10 protein-coding genes are annotated in these 14,101 nt (G+C 46.0%); 8 read left to right on the top strand and 2 right to left on the bottom strand.

Annotation, left to right across the window (positions count from 1 at the left end; genetic code table 11):
- Positions 1-116 precede the first annotated feature (116 nt).
- Genes F8C76_RS08550 through F8C76_RS08540 form a run of 3 tightly spaced genes read left to right on the top strand, consistent with a single transcriptional unit; the run spans position 117 to position 3,612 of the window.
- Complete coding sequence (locus F8C76_RS08550; RefSeq protein WP_152131294.1) at positions 117-1,040, top strand: dihydrodipicolinate synthase family protein; 924 nt, start codon at positions 117-119, stop codon at positions 1,038-1,040.
- Positions 1,040-2,560: an aldehyde dehydrogenase (NADP(+)) gene (locus tag F8C76_RS08545; protein WP_152131293.1), complete on the top strand. Its 1,521-nt coding sequence runs from the start codon at positions 1,040-1,042 to the stop codon at positions 2,558-2,560. Before F8C76_RS08550 ends, F8C76_RS08545 begins: the two co-directional genes overlap by 1 nt.
- Before the next feature lie 44 nt (positions 2,561-2,604).
- Entirely contained in the window at positions 2,605-3,612 is a 1,008-nt protein-coding gene (locus F8C76_RS08540; RefSeq protein ID WP_152131292.1) for a 4-hydroxyproline epimerase, read from the top strand.
- 15 nt (positions 3,613-3,627) lie between these two features.
- On the opposite strand, the gene F8C76_RS08535 is transcribed toward F8C76_RS08540, so the two are convergent.
- Positions 3,628-6,789, bottom strand: coding sequence for a VPS10 domain-containing protein (locus tag F8C76_RS08535; RefSeq protein WP_152131291.1), 3,162 nt, complete (start codon positions 6,787-6,789; stop codon positions 3,628-3,630).
- A gap of 250 nt (positions 6,790-7,039) precedes the next feature.
- Here F8C76_RS08535 and F8C76_RS08530 point away from each other — a divergent pair, with 250 nt between their 5' ends.
- From F8C76_RS08530 to F8C76_RS08510, 5 genes are read left to right on the top strand one after another with little or no spacing between them, the layout of a single operon-like run.
- Complete coding sequence (locus F8C76_RS08530; RefSeq protein ID WP_170284001.1) at positions 7,040-8,020, top strand: ROK family protein; 981 nt, start codon at positions 7,040-7,042, stop codon at positions 8,018-8,020.
- Between the two features lie 8 nt (positions 8,021-8,028).
- Positions 8,029-9,192 (top strand): MFS transporter, encoded by a 1,164-nt coding sequence (locus F8C76_RS08525; protein ID WP_152131289.1) that lies wholly within the window; start codon positions 8,029-8,031, stop codon positions 9,190-9,192.
- Positions 9,193-9,209: 17 nt separating this feature from the next.
- Positions 9,210-9,971, top strand: coding sequence for a sugar isomerase domain-containing protein (locus tag F8C76_RS08520; RefSeq protein WP_152131288.1), 762 nt, complete (start codon positions 9,210-9,212; stop codon positions 9,969-9,971).
- A gap of 9 nt (positions 9,972-9,980) precedes the next feature.
- The gene (locus F8C76_RS08515) at positions 9,981-10,622 is read left to right on the top strand and encodes a ChbG/HpnK family deacetylase (RefSeq protein ID WP_152131287.1); all 642 of its coding nucleotides are present in this window, start codon (positions 9,981-9,983) and stop codon (positions 10,620-10,622) included.
- Between the two features lie 25 nt (positions 10,623-10,647).
- Positions 10,648-13,152 carry a bifunctional glycoside hydrolase family 9 protein/polysaccharide deacetylase gene (locus F8C76_RS08510; protein WP_152131286.1) on the top strand — a complete coding sequence of 835 codons (2,505 nt, stop codon included), beginning with the start codon at positions 10,648-10,650 and terminating at the stop codon, positions 13,150-13,152.
- Between the two features lie 24 nt (positions 13,153-13,176).
- On the opposite strand, the gene F8C76_RS08505 is transcribed toward F8C76_RS08510, so the two are convergent.
- Positions 13,177-13,923 carry a DeoR/GlpR family DNA-binding transcription regulator gene (locus tag F8C76_RS08505; protein WP_152131285.1) on the bottom strand — a complete coding sequence of 249 codons (747 nt, stop codon included), beginning with the start codon at positions 13,921-13,923 and terminating at the stop codon, positions 13,177-13,179.
- Between the last annotated feature and the right edge of the window lie 178 nt (positions 13,924-14,101).

The raw sequence follows: 14,101 nt of genomic DNA, 5'->3' as shown, positions 1-14,101 counted from the left end.
TCATCATAAAATACATAAAAAATATATTTAAAGGATAATATAGTATTGGAACTGGGTAATTTTCAGACCGAAGATTGGGTCTGTCTCTTCTAATTTTGTGATTAAAACATACCGTTATGCTACAATGGAAAGGCGTAATGCCAGCAGTTACCACAAAGTTCACCACCAATGATCAGTTGGACCTTGCCATGTTTGAAAAGAACATCAAGGCGCAGATGGAGGCAGGTGTCCATGGAATTATCTTGGGAGGTACCCTAGGGGAAGCCAGTACCCTTGAACCGGATGAGAAAGAAACCCTGATCAAAACCTCATTGGCCATAACGAATGGGAAAATCCCAGTGGTCATGAATGTTGCGGAGCAAAGCACCAAGGATGCCATTCTCATGGCACAACAGGCGGAAAAGGCAGGTGCAGACGGACTCATGGTATTGCCTCCCATGCGGTACAGGGCCACCGATTTTGAAACGGTGACCTATTTCAAGGCCATTGCCAACAATACTTCGTTGCCCATAATGCTCTACAACAACCCTGTGGATTATAAAATTGAGGTAACTTTGGATATGTTGGAAGATTTGCTGGAATGCAGCAATATCCAAGCGATAAAGGAATCAACAAGGGATATTACCAATATCATCCGATTGCAGAACCGCTTTGGGGACCGCGTAAAAGTGTTCACGGGTGTGGATACCTTGGGTCTGGAAAGTCTGGCTATAGGGGCCGATGGCTGGGTGGCCGGTCTGGTCTGTGCCTTTCCAGCTGAAACGGTAGCCATTTACGAATTGGTAAAGGCGGGAAGAATCAACGAGGCACTTGAAATTTATAGATGGTTTATGCCCTTGCTGGAATTGGATATCAGTCCACAATTGGTGCAGAACATAAAATTGGCCGAAGTGGCCACGGGCATAGGTACGGAGAATGTGAGGCTTCCCAGACTGCCTTTGCAAGGCGGGGAAAGACAGCGGGTGTTGAAAATCATTGAAACTGGCCTAAAGAATAGACCCGTATTGCCCGATTATAAAAATCTCAGCAGTAACGCATAATGATTACAGGTAAAAACTACATTGGAAACAACTTGAGTGGGAAAGGGGATGTGAAATTCACGACCTTGAACCCAAAATTGAATACGGAAAATCCTTCAACTTTTGTGGAAGCCACCCCAGAGGAAGTGGATATGGCCGCTGAATTGGCTTGGAACGCTTTCAAGACCTACAGAAAGATTCCAGGAAAACAACGGGCGGCGTTCTTGAATGCCATTGCGGATCATATTTTGGAGTTGGATGAAGAATTGGTGGAAAGATATATCTCCGAAACCGGACTTCCCGAAGGAAGAGCCAAGGGAGAAAGGGGACGGACCGTTTTTCAATTGCGTTCTTTTGCCGAGTTGGTGGCCCAGGACGATTGGCGGGAAAATACGTTTGATGCGGCCGAACCGGACCGAAAGCCCATCCCCAAAGTCGATTTAAGAAAAACCTTGATTCCCATGGGGCCAGTGGCGGTATTTGGGGCGAGCAACTTTCCGTTGGCTTATTCCACGGCAGGCGGGGACACCGCAAGTGCCTTGGCGGCTGGTTGTCCGGTAATCGTAAAGTCGCACCCCATGCATGCGGGTACATCGGAATTGGTGGCTTCGGCCATTGTCAAGGCGGCCCAAGAGACTGGAATGCCCAATGGGGTGTTTTCCTGTGTCAACGGAGGTGTGGACGTGGGAGTAAACTTGGTGAAACATCCCAAGGTAAAGGCAGTAGGGTTTACCGGAAGTATCAATGGAGGTCGGGCACTGTTCGATTTGGCTTCGCAACGGGAGGAACCTATTCCCGTTTTCGCGGAAATGGGGAGTATCAACCCCGTGGTCATCACCCCCAAGGCCATTTCCCGAAGGGCCGATGAAATTGCCCAAACCTATGCGGATTCCATTACATTGGGAACAGGGCAGTTTTGTACCAATCCAGGATTATTGCTGACCATCAAGGACGCCAATACACAAAACTTTGTCGAAACATTGGCTGAAAAGACCGTGGCCATTGCACCACAGTGCATGTTGCACCCCAATATAAAAAGAGGGTACGAGAAAAATGGTGAGGAGGTGACATCGCAAAAAGGGGTTGAAAGTATAGCCAAAAGAAGTGAAGATGTGAAGGTCAATGATGCCCCAGCGGAAGTTGCCACGGTTTCAGGGGCCGATTTTTTGGACAACCCCAAAATGCACAAGGAGGTTTTTGGACCTTTTTCATTGGTGGTACAGTGTAAGGATGAAGAAGAACTCCTTCAGGTCATTGAAAACTTGGAAGGCCAGTTGACCGGAACCTTGATTGCTGAAAAAGATGATGATTTGGATTTGGAAACCTTGGTCGATGTGCTCCAAAATAGGGTAGGGCGTATCATATACAACGGTGTTCCCACTGGGGTTGAAGTGTGTCCATCCATGCAGCATGGTGGACCCTATCCGGCATCCACGGATTCTAGGTTCACTGCGGTGGGCATCCATTCCATCAAAAGATGGGCAAGGCCGATCAGTTACCAATCCTTCCCTGAAGAATTGTTGCCCAATTACTTGAGGTAAGGTTGTATTTTTAAACACGATATAATTTAGTTGAAGCGCTAGCCGTGGCAAGAAAGACGTTTTTTTGTGTGGATGCCCACACCTGTGGAAACCCTGTACGTTTGGTGGCAGGGGGAGGTCCTATCCTTTTGGGGCAGAATATGAGTGAAAAACGACAGCATTTCCTCAAGGAATTTGACTGGATTCGAAAAGGGCTTATGTTTGAGCCCAGGGGACATGATATGATGAGTGGCAGTATCCTCTTTCCACCACACGAGCCCGAAAATGACATCGCGATTCTTTTTATTGAAACCTCAGGCTGTTTGCCCATGTGCGGGCATGGGACCATTGGAACCATTACTATTGCTTTGGAGGAAGGATTAATTCAGCCTAAAATCCCTGGAAAAATTAGAATGGAGGCCCCTGCAGGTTTAGTCGAGATCGAATACCAACAGACAGGAAAGAAAGTGGATTGGGTCAAATTGGTGAATGTAAAATCCTATTTGGCAGCCGAAAATCTTACGGTGGAATGCCCGGAGTTGGGAGAAATTACCTTTGATGTGGCCTATGGCGGGAACTATTACGCCATTGTGGACCCTCAGGATAACTTTAGCGGGGTGCATGATTTTTCGGCATCCAAGATCATTCAATATTCCAAGGTGGTCCGGGAACGTATCAATGCAAAATACCCCGATAGATTCATCCACCCTGAGAATGCCACGATTAGGGATGTCAGCCATATGATGTGGACAGGAAATCCTTTGGATCCAACCTCGTCAGGGAGAAATGCCGTGTTTTATGGGGACAAGGCCATTGATCGTTCGCCTTGCGGCACGGGAACATCGGCCCGTTTGGCGCAGTTGCATGCCAAGGGCAAGTTGAAGGTAGGGGAAGACTTCATCCATGAAAGTTTTATCGGGAGTAAGTTTATTGGGCGAGTTGAAAAGGAGACTACCTTGACCAATGTCAATGCCATTGTACCCAGTATTCAGGGGTGGGCCCAGATAACTGGGTATAACACGATTATCATAGATGATGATGATCCCTATGCCCATGGATTTCAGGTTTTGTAGGGTCTGTTACGTTGATTAGGATTTTATTTTCTTGTCCAATAGTATCTGAAGCTCACTTTTTTTCAATTGACTGTTGAAGTTTTTGACCTCTACTCTCATAAAGGATTTGAATTTGTCATCAACATCTTTGAGCCTTTTGTTGAAAATGGAGTAGACCTCCCCTTGTTGGTCAGTGGGTCTAAAGTCCACACCGTTTCCGGTGATATCGCTGGCAAGGGCACTTAAACGACCGTATAATTTCATGGGTGACCGAAATGCATCTTCCCGGGCACCGGTCAAATGGATGTCATATAAGGAACCTGCAATCGCTTCAGCCATGGACCGGAGTTGTTCCGCCTTTTTAATGTCATTTTTATTTCGCAACTGTGGAATGATCTCCTTCAGTTCGGCCCGAATGGATTCAATATCATTGATCATAGTCACCGCCACGTTGATGGCATCTCTGAGCTCAAGGGAAAAGGCCACTTGTTTTTGGATGTCCTCCAAAGTTCCTTCAGTGGAAGGGTCTTTCAGGACTTCTACTTCCCGAACATATTCCGTTTCCCCAACAATCAGTTTTACTTTATAGGTGTCTGGCACCACTCTGGGACCGTATTGTCCCCGCATCAAATCCAAATCCCATGTCACCAAGGGGCGCCAACCCTCACCGTTCAGTTGTACCCAAGGTCGGCCAGGGGGGATGGATTGCAATTTGGGTTTGTAAGTGGGTTCGTATCTAAGGTCCCACATCACCCTATGGATGCCGGCGTCATTCTTTCCTGGAAGTGTGCGCACGATTTCATCATTGGAGGTAAGAATCTGGATTATCACTTTTTGATCGGTACTGTCCTTTAAAAAATAGTTGATGTCTGCCCCATATGCGGGATTGGTCCCAGCACTGAGACTGGGGCCATCGGTCTTTATGCTCTGTTTTTCCTGAAACCGATAGGAGGGACGTATGCTGAACAGATGGGCATCCTTGTCTTGGGCATCCATATCGTATTCGCGTAAGGGCGAAATATTGTCCAGAATGTAATACCCCCGGCCGTAGGTTCCCACGACCAAATCATCAAACCGCTCCTGTATTTCCAACCAATATACCGGTGCCGGAGGGAGATTGTTTCGCAGACGCATCCAATTTTGCCCATCATTGGTGCTCACATAGATGCCATTGTCCACTCCCAAATAGAGCATGCCCTCCCTTTTGGGATCTTCCTTGATGACATGGGCAAAACTATGGACGGATTTAGGCACTGAGCCACTGATCAATTTCCAGCTTTGGCCATAATCGGAAGTTTTGTACACATACGGATCAAAATCACCCATTTGATGAAGGTCTACGGTAATATATGCTGTTCCCTTCTTGAATCGGGAAAGTTCTATATTGGCGATGGTACCCCATTTGGGGAGGTTGGGAATGTTTTGGGTCACTTTGGCCCAGGTTTCCCCGCCGTTTTGGGTCAAATGTACCTGTCCGTCATTGCTGCCGGTCCAGATGTGTCCCGGCTCCAATTTGGACTCCGCAATACTGAATAGCGTAGCGCCATCAAAGGTCATTAGGTTATCAATGGCCACTCCGCCAGAATTTTGTTGGTGTGTTTTGTCGTTTAAGGTCAAATCGGGACTAATGACCTGCCAGCTTTGTCCGTCATCATCACTTTTATGCACAAATTGGCTCCCTACATAAACCCGATGTGGGGTATGTGGCGAAAAAGCCAACGGAAAGTTCCAATGCCAACGGTATTTTAATTTGCCGGGTTCCCATCCATATCCGGCTTCGGGCCAAACACGCACATCACGTGCATGGCCAGTTCGGGCATTGTACCGTTGAAGTCCACCATCATAGCAACCGGACCAAACAATATCATTGTCAAAAGGGTCGGGTTGGGCAAATCCACTTTCGCAACCTCCCACACCTTCCCAAAGACCAAGGGGAATATAACCTTGAAGACTATTGCTGGGTCCTTTGTACGAATACCCATCCTGACGGTTTCCATATACATTGTATGGGATTTTATCGTCCACCGCAGCATGGTACATTTGGGCAATGGGCAGGACAATGCGTTGAAAGCTTACCCCGTGGTTCAGGGTGATGCTCGCGCAACCGTCATGGGCAACCATCATGCGGTCCGCATTGGTGGGGTCCAGCCAAATATCGTGATTGTCCCCACCTGCGGCATATCCTCCGGATATGGTTTTTCCGGCATCTGTTGAGGTGCTGAATTTTACACTTGCAAAATAGATTTCGTCAGGGTCATCCGGAGAAACGGCCATTCGAGTGTAATACGGTGCCCTTTCGGCAATATCATGGTTTCGGGTTTGAAGGGTCCATGTGTTCCCGAAATCCTCTGAACGGTATAGGGCGGGACTATCAATTTCAAAAAGGGCGTAGACCACGTCGGGTTGTGAAGGGGCAATGGCCACGGCCGTTTTTCCAACGGGGTGGTTTTTTCCTCCGGGCAAACCGTATTTGGATAACGCTTCCCAAGAATTGCCGCCATCGGTGGTACGGTAAACACCGCCTCCAGATCCCCCGCTGTTCAGCCCCCAGGTATTGATATGAATCGACCACATGCCTACGAGCAGTCGGTCTGGATTTTTTGGGTCGATGGCCAGTTCGGCGGCTCCCGTATGCTCATCGATGAACAAAATCTGTTTCCAAGTTTTTCCACCATCAGTGGTTTTGTACACGCCACGTTCCTTTTGGGGACCGTAGGTATGGCCCAATGCAGCGGCATAGACAATGTCCGGATTGGTAGGGTGAACGATTACCCGGCCAATGCGCCCCGTTTTTTCGAGGCCCATTCTTTTCCAGGTCTTTCCTGCATCTTCAGATTTGTAGATGCCATCACCCATGGCATGGGCAGGACGGATGACAAAAGTCTCACCTGTTCCCACCCATATAATGTTGGGGTTGGAAGGTGCCAAGGCCAAGGACCCAATGGATGAAACCTCTTGGTCGTCAAAAATGGGATTCCAGTTGATACCTCCATCCATGGTTTTCCAAAGTCCGCCCGATGCCGCACCAATATAATTGACCATAGGATCGCCCGGCACCCCTGCGATGGCAATGGCCCTATTGCCTTCGGGCCCTATAAAACGAAATGTAAGATTTTCAAAAGGTGTTGAATCTTCTTGGGCCAATATGGAGGTGGTGTGCAGTAAGAAATAGGATAGCAACAGGAATAAAATTCTCATAAAAGTCTGTTTAGGTGGGTGGTGCGAACTAAGATAACGAAAAAGGATGGTGCTGGGGCCCTATAGTCCATAAGAGTATTGTTGGCGTAAGGGCTTTTGTTTAATCTGTAAACTTTGTTTGCATGTTTTATGCATTTATTTGATTAATTAAAAAATAAATGCGCATTAAAAAAGCATAAATTGTATTGATAAAGTACAATGAATGTATTTTTTGCTTACATTGTGCATGTTATTAAAGAAATCAAAAAGTATGGAGCGCGATAAGAAGGTGGTGATTGGCATTGATTTGGGAGGGACCAAAGCTGCCGGAGGTATTTTTCAGCTCGAGGGTGCCCTATTGACAAAAGAAGTAAAGAAGCTTGAGGGTAGATCGGGTGAAGCCGTTGGGGTGTTGATTGTGGATTTGTTGAATGAGCTTTTGCATACAGCGGAGGAGGAAGGATGGCAGGTCACCGCTATTGGGATTTGTGTTCCTGGAATATATGATGAAAACACCAACACGGTTTGGGCGCCAAATATTCCCGGATGGGAAGAATTTAAATTAAAGGATGTGGTTGAAAAGGGGATAAACATCTCGGGAATACCGGTGGCTATCGACAATGACCGTTCCTGTTCCATTCTTGCTGAAGTTTGGAAAGGAAAGGCCAAAGGCTGTAAGCATGCCTTGTTCGTTACCGTGGGTACAGGGATAGGTGTTGGTATCTGGGCCAATGGCACGGTCTTGAACGGGGCCCATGGCATTGCAGGTTCCATTGGATGGATGGGAATGGACGTGGCGCTCTCTTCCACTGACCGTCAACGAGGAAATTTGGAACAATATGCATCGGGAAGTGGAATTTCAAGTTATGCCGCCAAACTTCTGGAAGAATCCCCTGAGGTTGAGAGTGGTCTACGAAAAATATCCAAGGATGCCCTTTCCGCAGAAGATGTATTCAAAGCTTATGAGGCAGATGACCCGATTGCAGTTTCTGCTTTGGAAACAGCCATTTCCTATTGGGGTGTCTTTGCGGCCAATTTGATAAGCACATTCAATCCGGAAAAAATCATTTTTGGAGGAGGCGTATTTGGTCCCGCTTCCCAATTTATGGATAAGATCATATCGGTGTCCGAGCAATGGGCCCAACCCATCAGTTTTGGCAAAGTGTCTATAGAAGCTTCTACTTTGGAAGGGGATGCTGGACTGGTCGGGGCGGGCTATTTGGCACTTAAGTCATTGAAGGACAGAGCTTAATTTGGGAGATGGAAGACTCAAAATACAATTACAAAGTGGTTTTTGTGGCAGCATGTCTGGGCATGTTGTTGTTTGGGGTCGTGATGATTTCCTTGGGATCATTGCTGCCTTCCATTTCAAAAAAAATCTATCTGAGCAAACTCGAAACTGGAGCTACCCTGTCTTTGTTGCCTTTTGGTATTTTACTGGGGTCTATTGTTTTTGGTCCCTTGGTAGATCGGTTTGGGTACAAGCTTATATTGATCATCGGTGGACTCCTTTCTTTTTTTGGATTTGAAGGTCTTGGTATTGCGGCTCAGTCAAATCATTTGAACTGGGCCATTGTTGTGATCGGACTGGGAGGTGGAATTTTGAACGGTGCCACCAATGCCCTTGTTTCCGATATCAGCAAGGACAAGCACAGTGCCAATTTGAGCTTGCTGGGGGTTTTCTATGGGGTAGGTGCTTTGGGTGTACCGGCTATGGTGGGTTTTTTGAAAAAATATTTGGAGTTGGATGTGCTCATTTTTTGGATGGGTGCGGGGATGTTGCTGCCCGTGGCACTTTTTGTGCTAACGGTTTTTCCCAGACCTAAAAATGCACAAGGATTCCCAATTGCGAAGAGCTTAGGAATGTTGAAGGATCCTATTTTATTGCTATTGGGCTTTGTATTGTTTTTTCAAAGTGGACTGGAAGGGATAGCCAATAATTGGACCACAACGTTTTTGGAATCCGAAAGACAGTTTGAGGCAACGGATGCTTTGTTTACCCTGTCCCTTTTTGTGGCCGGACTTTGTGTTGCCCGATTGTTGTTGGGGAAAATATTACGAGTGATGAATCCATATACAGTATTGGTTTTAAGTATCTGTGTTCTTATGGTAAGTGCATCCGTCATCTGGATTTTTCAAACCCATGTACTTTCCTTGATCGGCCTTGTAGGTTTTGGATTTGGCCTAGCTGCTGGTTTTCCGGTGGTGTTGGGCTATGTGGGAAAGATGTATAAAGAATTGACGGGTACGGCCTTTAGTCTGGTCATTACCATAGCATTGATAGGAAACGTGTTGAGTAACCATCTTATGGGATGGGTTTCACAATACTTCGGTATAGGGTTTTATCCGGTGCTTCTGATGCTGTTGGTCTTGGTCATGGGTGGACTGATACTCGGATTGCGAAGAAAATTAAATCAATTTTAATATTAAATATATCAGTAATGTTAGCAAAACAGTGGCTTAACAATGCCAGGAATGTAATGTCCGAAATCGAGGAAACTCAAATGGAGAACATTCAAAAAGCGGCCGAGATCATGGCCGATTCAATAGAAAAGGGGAAATGGGTACATACCTTTGGATGTGGCCACGCCACACTGCCCATTGAGGAAATGTATCCCAGAATTGGTGGGTTTGTGGGCTTTCATCCCATTGTGGAGCTGCCCCTTACCTTTTTTACCAACATTGTTGGGCAAATGGGGGTAGATCAATTCATCTTTTTGGAGCGGGTGGAAGGCTATGGCCGTGAGATCATGAAAGGACACAACTTTGATAAGGAAGACACCATGTGGCTGTTCTCCCATACCGGGGTCAATGCTGTAAATATTGATATTGCCTTGGATGCCAAGGAAAAAGGTATGAAGGTCATCGTGTTCGGTTCGGCGGCCGAAGCCAAGGAAAAGACCACCAAACATTCTTGCGGGAAAACATTGTTTCAACTTGCCGATTTGGTAGTGGATACCTGTGCCCCTGCCGAAGATGCATCGGTACCGTTAAAGAACCATGTGGACAAAGTAGGTCCGGTTTCCACTATGGCATTTATCACGGCGGTGTGGATGACCGTTACCACAGTGGCCGAAATATTGGCCGATAGAGGAGTCAAGCTCCATATCCATCCATCGCACAACGTGCCAGGGGATTCAACCTCCAAACAGCGATTGGCAGATGCGTTGAGTGAATATAAGAGGAGAATCGCAGGAGTTTAAGATTGAAACATGGCGTACTTGATAATCAATGCGGATGATTTTGGAATGAGCGATCATTTCAATGGGAGTATCATTCAACTTCTGTTGGAAAAGAATATCACTTCCACAACGGTGATGGTAAACCGAATTTCGGATAGCCAGGCCGCAACAGTGAAGGAGCTGAAATACCTGAACGGATACAGCGATATCAGCGTTGGCCTGCATGTTGAATTCACGTATGACAAACATAAGCAACAAGTGGAGGGGCAATACCAGAAATTCATTGATATTTTTGGTATAGCTCCCAGCCATTTGGATGTGCACAAAGAGCATTTGCACACCAAGTACCACTCCATTGTGGCAAAGTTTTGTCGCGAGAAAGGATTGCCGTTCCGGAATCATGGTAAGGCTTTTAGGGGAGTGGTAATGCCGGACAAAAAATACTTTTATGGTTCCGTGGAAGATTTTTCGGAAATAGATGATTGGCTAAAGGGGCTGAAAAAAGGAAAGACCTATGAGTTGGTCTTTCATCCCGGCACCTATGACCCAAGTTGCTATTCCAGCCTTAATAGGGACAGACAATGGGATATTGATCATGTTGGGAGAATCCATAGGGACTATTTGAATTATAATTTTGATTTGATCAACTTCAATGACCTTAAAAAGGATTGATTGGATCGTTAAACTACTTTTTGATATGAAAAACAGGGGGCTGTTGGTTCTTTTTCTTTTTTGTTTGACCTTGGCTAGTGCCCAAGAAGAAAAATCTTGGATACGGATAAACAATTTGGGGTATTTGCCCCAATCCATAAAAGTGGCCGTATTGGGCTCCAAGGCAAAGGTGGATGTAACCTCTTTTTCCTTGGTGGATGCGGTCACGGGAAAACAGGTCTATTCATCCCAAAAGGTAACGCCCAAGGGTGCTTACGGACCTTTTGAGTCATCGTATCGATTGGATTTCAGTGATTTTGAGCAAAAGGGAAGGTATTTTATCAAGGTCAATGCCATTACGTCTCCAGAATTTGATATCAATGCCAATGTTTATGACAATACTGCGGATTTCCTTTTAAAATATATGCGGCAACAGCGCTGCGGATATAATCCGTTTTTAACGGATTCCTGTCATTTGGATGATGGTTATATCATCTATAATCCCAAAAGGGAAGGGGAACGTATCGATGTCACCGGCGGATGGCATGATGCCACGGATTATCTGCAATACACGGCCACTTCGGCCAATGCGGTATACCAATTGTTGTTGGCCTACAGGGAAAATCCGGAAGCGTTCGGGGATAGGTTCCAAGCCAACGGACTCCCAGGGAAAAATGGCATTCCAGATGTAATAGATGAGGCCAAGTTTGGGATGGATTGGCTTAAAAAAATGAATCCTTCCCCAGAAGAGTACTACAACCAAATTGCGGATGATAGGGACCATGCCGGGTACCGTTTGCCCAACAAGGATACTGTGATCTACGATGAGAGCAGAAAGGGTAGACCGGTCTATTTGGCCTCAGCAGAAAAACAAGGCCTGAAAAAATACCAAAACCGTTCCACTGGAGTTGCCTCCACGGCCGGCAAGTTTGCCTCTTCTTTTGCCATGGGAGGTATGGTGTTGAAAGAATTTTATCCAAATTATACCGAGGATCTTCTTTCCCGAGCGGTGAATGCTTATGATTTTGGCAAGAAGAATCCAGGGGTCAGTCAGACGGCACCGTGCAAGGGCCCTTATTTTTATGAAGAGGAAAACTGGTATGACGATATGGAACTGGCTGCAGGGGCCCTCTACAATCTTACAGGAGATGATAGGTATAAAAGGGAAGGGATTGATTTTGCCGATCAAGAACAGGTTTCCCCATGGATGGGAAGGGATACCGTTCGACATTATCAATATTACCCTTTTTTAAATGCCGGGCATTTTGAGCTAGGTATTTCAGGAAAAAATGAGAAGGCCAAAGATATGGCCGAATTGTACAAGAAAGGTTTGGAAGCCATTCGGCAGCGCGGAAAGGACAATGCTTTCCTTATAGGAACGCCCTTTGTCTGGTGTTCCAATAACTTTGTCACCGCCGCGGTCACACAATCGCATATGTACCATGAACTTACTGGGGATGACACTTATTTGGAAATGGAGGCGGCCCTTAGGGATTGGCTGTTTGGATGTAATCCTTGGGGAACAAGTATGGTCGTTGGGTTGCCAGAGCACGCCGATTCGCCTGCAAAACCCCATTCCTCTTTGACCGTTCTGGAAGGATATGCCACCTACGGAGGGTTGGTGGATGGACCTGTGTATGGCTCTATTTTCAATAGTCTTATCGGTATTAAGTTGGAAGAGGAGGACAGTTATGCGGAGTTTCAGTCCGATTTGGTCGTCTATCATGACGATGTTGGGGATTATTCCACCAACGAACCTACCATGGATGGAACAGCCTCTTTGGTATATTATTTATCTTCCATGGAGGGCAGAAGTCAAAAAACAGGGCATCAAAAAGCGAATTTCACCTATGATGATAGTGGGGCGTTGATACGGGGAAACTCATCCGAAAAGAAAATCAACCTAACATTTACCGGAGATCAATACGCTGATGGGTTGTTCACTATATTGAAGGTGTTGGACAAACATCAAATCAAGGGATCGTTCTTTTTCACCGGGAATTTTTATCGAAATCCAAAGTATGCCGGCTTGATCAAGAAATTAAAGGACGGAGGGCATTACTTGGGTGCACATTCGGATAAGCACTTGCTCTACAACGACTGGTCTGACCAAAAGAAGTTGTTGGTAAGTAAAGAAGAGTTTCAGCAGGATTTGTTGGACAATTATGAAATCATGGCGCAACATGGGGTGCAAAAAGAGGACGCTCCCTTTTTCTTGCCCCCTTACGAATGGAACAGCAGCGAGATTACGCAATGGACCAATCAAATGGACTTAAGATTGATCAATTATACGCCTGGGACCATTTCCCACGCAGATTACACCACTCCAGATATGAAAAACTACCGGAGCAGTGATGAAATCATGGAATCCATTTTAGCTTATGAAGCAAAGGAGGGGTTGAATGGTTTCTTGCTTTTGACGCATGTGGGCACGGACCCCAAACGGACGGATAAACTGTATGCCAAGCTGGAAGAGCTTATAATTGTCTTGAGCGGTAAGGGCTACGATTTTGTGCCCTTGGCCGAGGTGTTGGATAAAAAGAACCGGTGACAGCGGGAGACTTTGTTTATGGATCTAGAGTAGTTTAACACCTGTGGCCCGATACGCATCCAACCTTTTGTCAGTAGGGTCCAAATCGGTGATCAAGGTTGAGATTTCATCAATGTCACACACAATATGGCTCTGTTTTCGGTCGAGTTTGTCCGAAGTTACCAAGGAGATGGTCTGGTCTGAGGCGGTTACAAATTCCCGTTTAATGCTGGCCACCTCATAAGAACCTTCGGTAATGCCTTCAGGGGTAATGCTACCAGTGCCTAAAAAAGCATAATCGACCTTGAGTCTGGAGATTTTTTGGATGACGTCCAAGCTAATGGTGACCAAAGAGTTTTTGTTGATTTTTCCGCCCAAAAAGAAAAGTTCAATGTTGGGGCGATTGGCCAATTCCATGGCAATGGGCAAACAATAGGTGTAAACGGTGGCCCGGATATCGTTGGGCAGAAAACGTGCCATGGTCAGGTTGGTTGTGCCGTCACTTATGATCATGGATGCGCCATCATCAATAAGGGTCACCGCCTTTTTTGCAATCGATTCCTTTTTGTCATTGTTGATGATAAGGTTGTGATTGTAGCTGTAATATTTTTGGGTCTTACTAATGGCGCCACCGTGCACCTTATTGATCAGACCTTCGGCCGAAAGGCTGTTCAGGTCCCTTCGTATGGTGTCTTCGGAAACATTTAGCTCCATGGCCAATTCATTGGAATATACTTTTCTTTTGGAATTGACCAGATTGAGAATGATGTCTTGTCTTTTGTCCTTGTTCATTACGTGGAATAAAATGCTAAACTAAGGATTTGCAGGACTATTTACATGGAATACGTGCATTTTGATGCGATTTTGATGGTCATTGCACATGATTTTAGGGAAAACATATCATTATTGCGCAGATGATGCGGGTTTATGGGGTGTGGTCAACAATTCAAATAGATGTATTCAATGGATT

The sequence above is a fragment of the Flagellimonas olearia genome (genome assembly GCF_009184425.1).
GTDB classification, from domain to species: domain Bacteria; phylum Bacteroidota; class Bacteroidia; order Flavobacteriales; family Flavobacteriaceae; genus Flagellimonas; species Flagellimonas olearia.
The sequence above is the reverse complement of the archived record's forward strand: the minus strand, read 5'-3'. Positions and strand labels throughout refer to the sequence as shown.

Bases quoted from the DNA above. Each gene is read 5' to 3' on its own strand.
- F8C76_RS08525 (WP_152131289.1), top strand. From the start codon at position 8,029: ATGGAAGACTCAAAATACAATTACAAAGTGGTTTTTGTGGCAGCATGT.
- F8C76_RS08515 (WP_152131287.1), top strand. From the start codon at position 9,981: ATGGCGTACTTGATAATCAATGCGGATGATTTTGGAATGAGCGATCAT.
- F8C76_RS08550 (WP_152131294.1), top strand. From the start codon at position 117: ATGCTACAATGGAAAGGCGTAATGCCAGCAGTTACCACAAAGTTCACC.
- F8C76_RS08520 (WP_152131288.1), top strand. From the start codon at position 9,210: ATGTTAGCAAAACAGTGGCTTAACAATGCCAGGAATGTAATGTCCGAA.
- F8C76_RS08510 (WP_152131286.1), top strand. From the start codon at position 10,648: ATGAAAAACAGGGGGCTGTTGGTTCTTTTTCTTTTTTGTTTGACCTTG.
- F8C76_RS08535 (WP_152131291.1), bottom strand. From the start codon at position 6,789: ATGAGAATTTTATTCCTGTTGCTATCCTATTTCTTACTGCACACCACC.
- F8C76_RS08530 (WP_170284001.1), top strand. From the start codon at position 7,040: ATGGAGCGCGATAAGAAGGTGGTGATTGGCATTGATTTGGGAGGGACC.
- F8C76_RS08545 (WP_152131293.1), top strand. From the start codon at position 1,040: ATGATTACAGGTAAAAACTACATTGGAAACAACTTGAGTGGGAAAGGG.
- F8C76_RS08505 (WP_152131285.1), bottom strand. From the start codon at position 13,923: ATGAACAAGGACAAAAGACAAGACATCATTCTCAATCTGGTCAATTCC.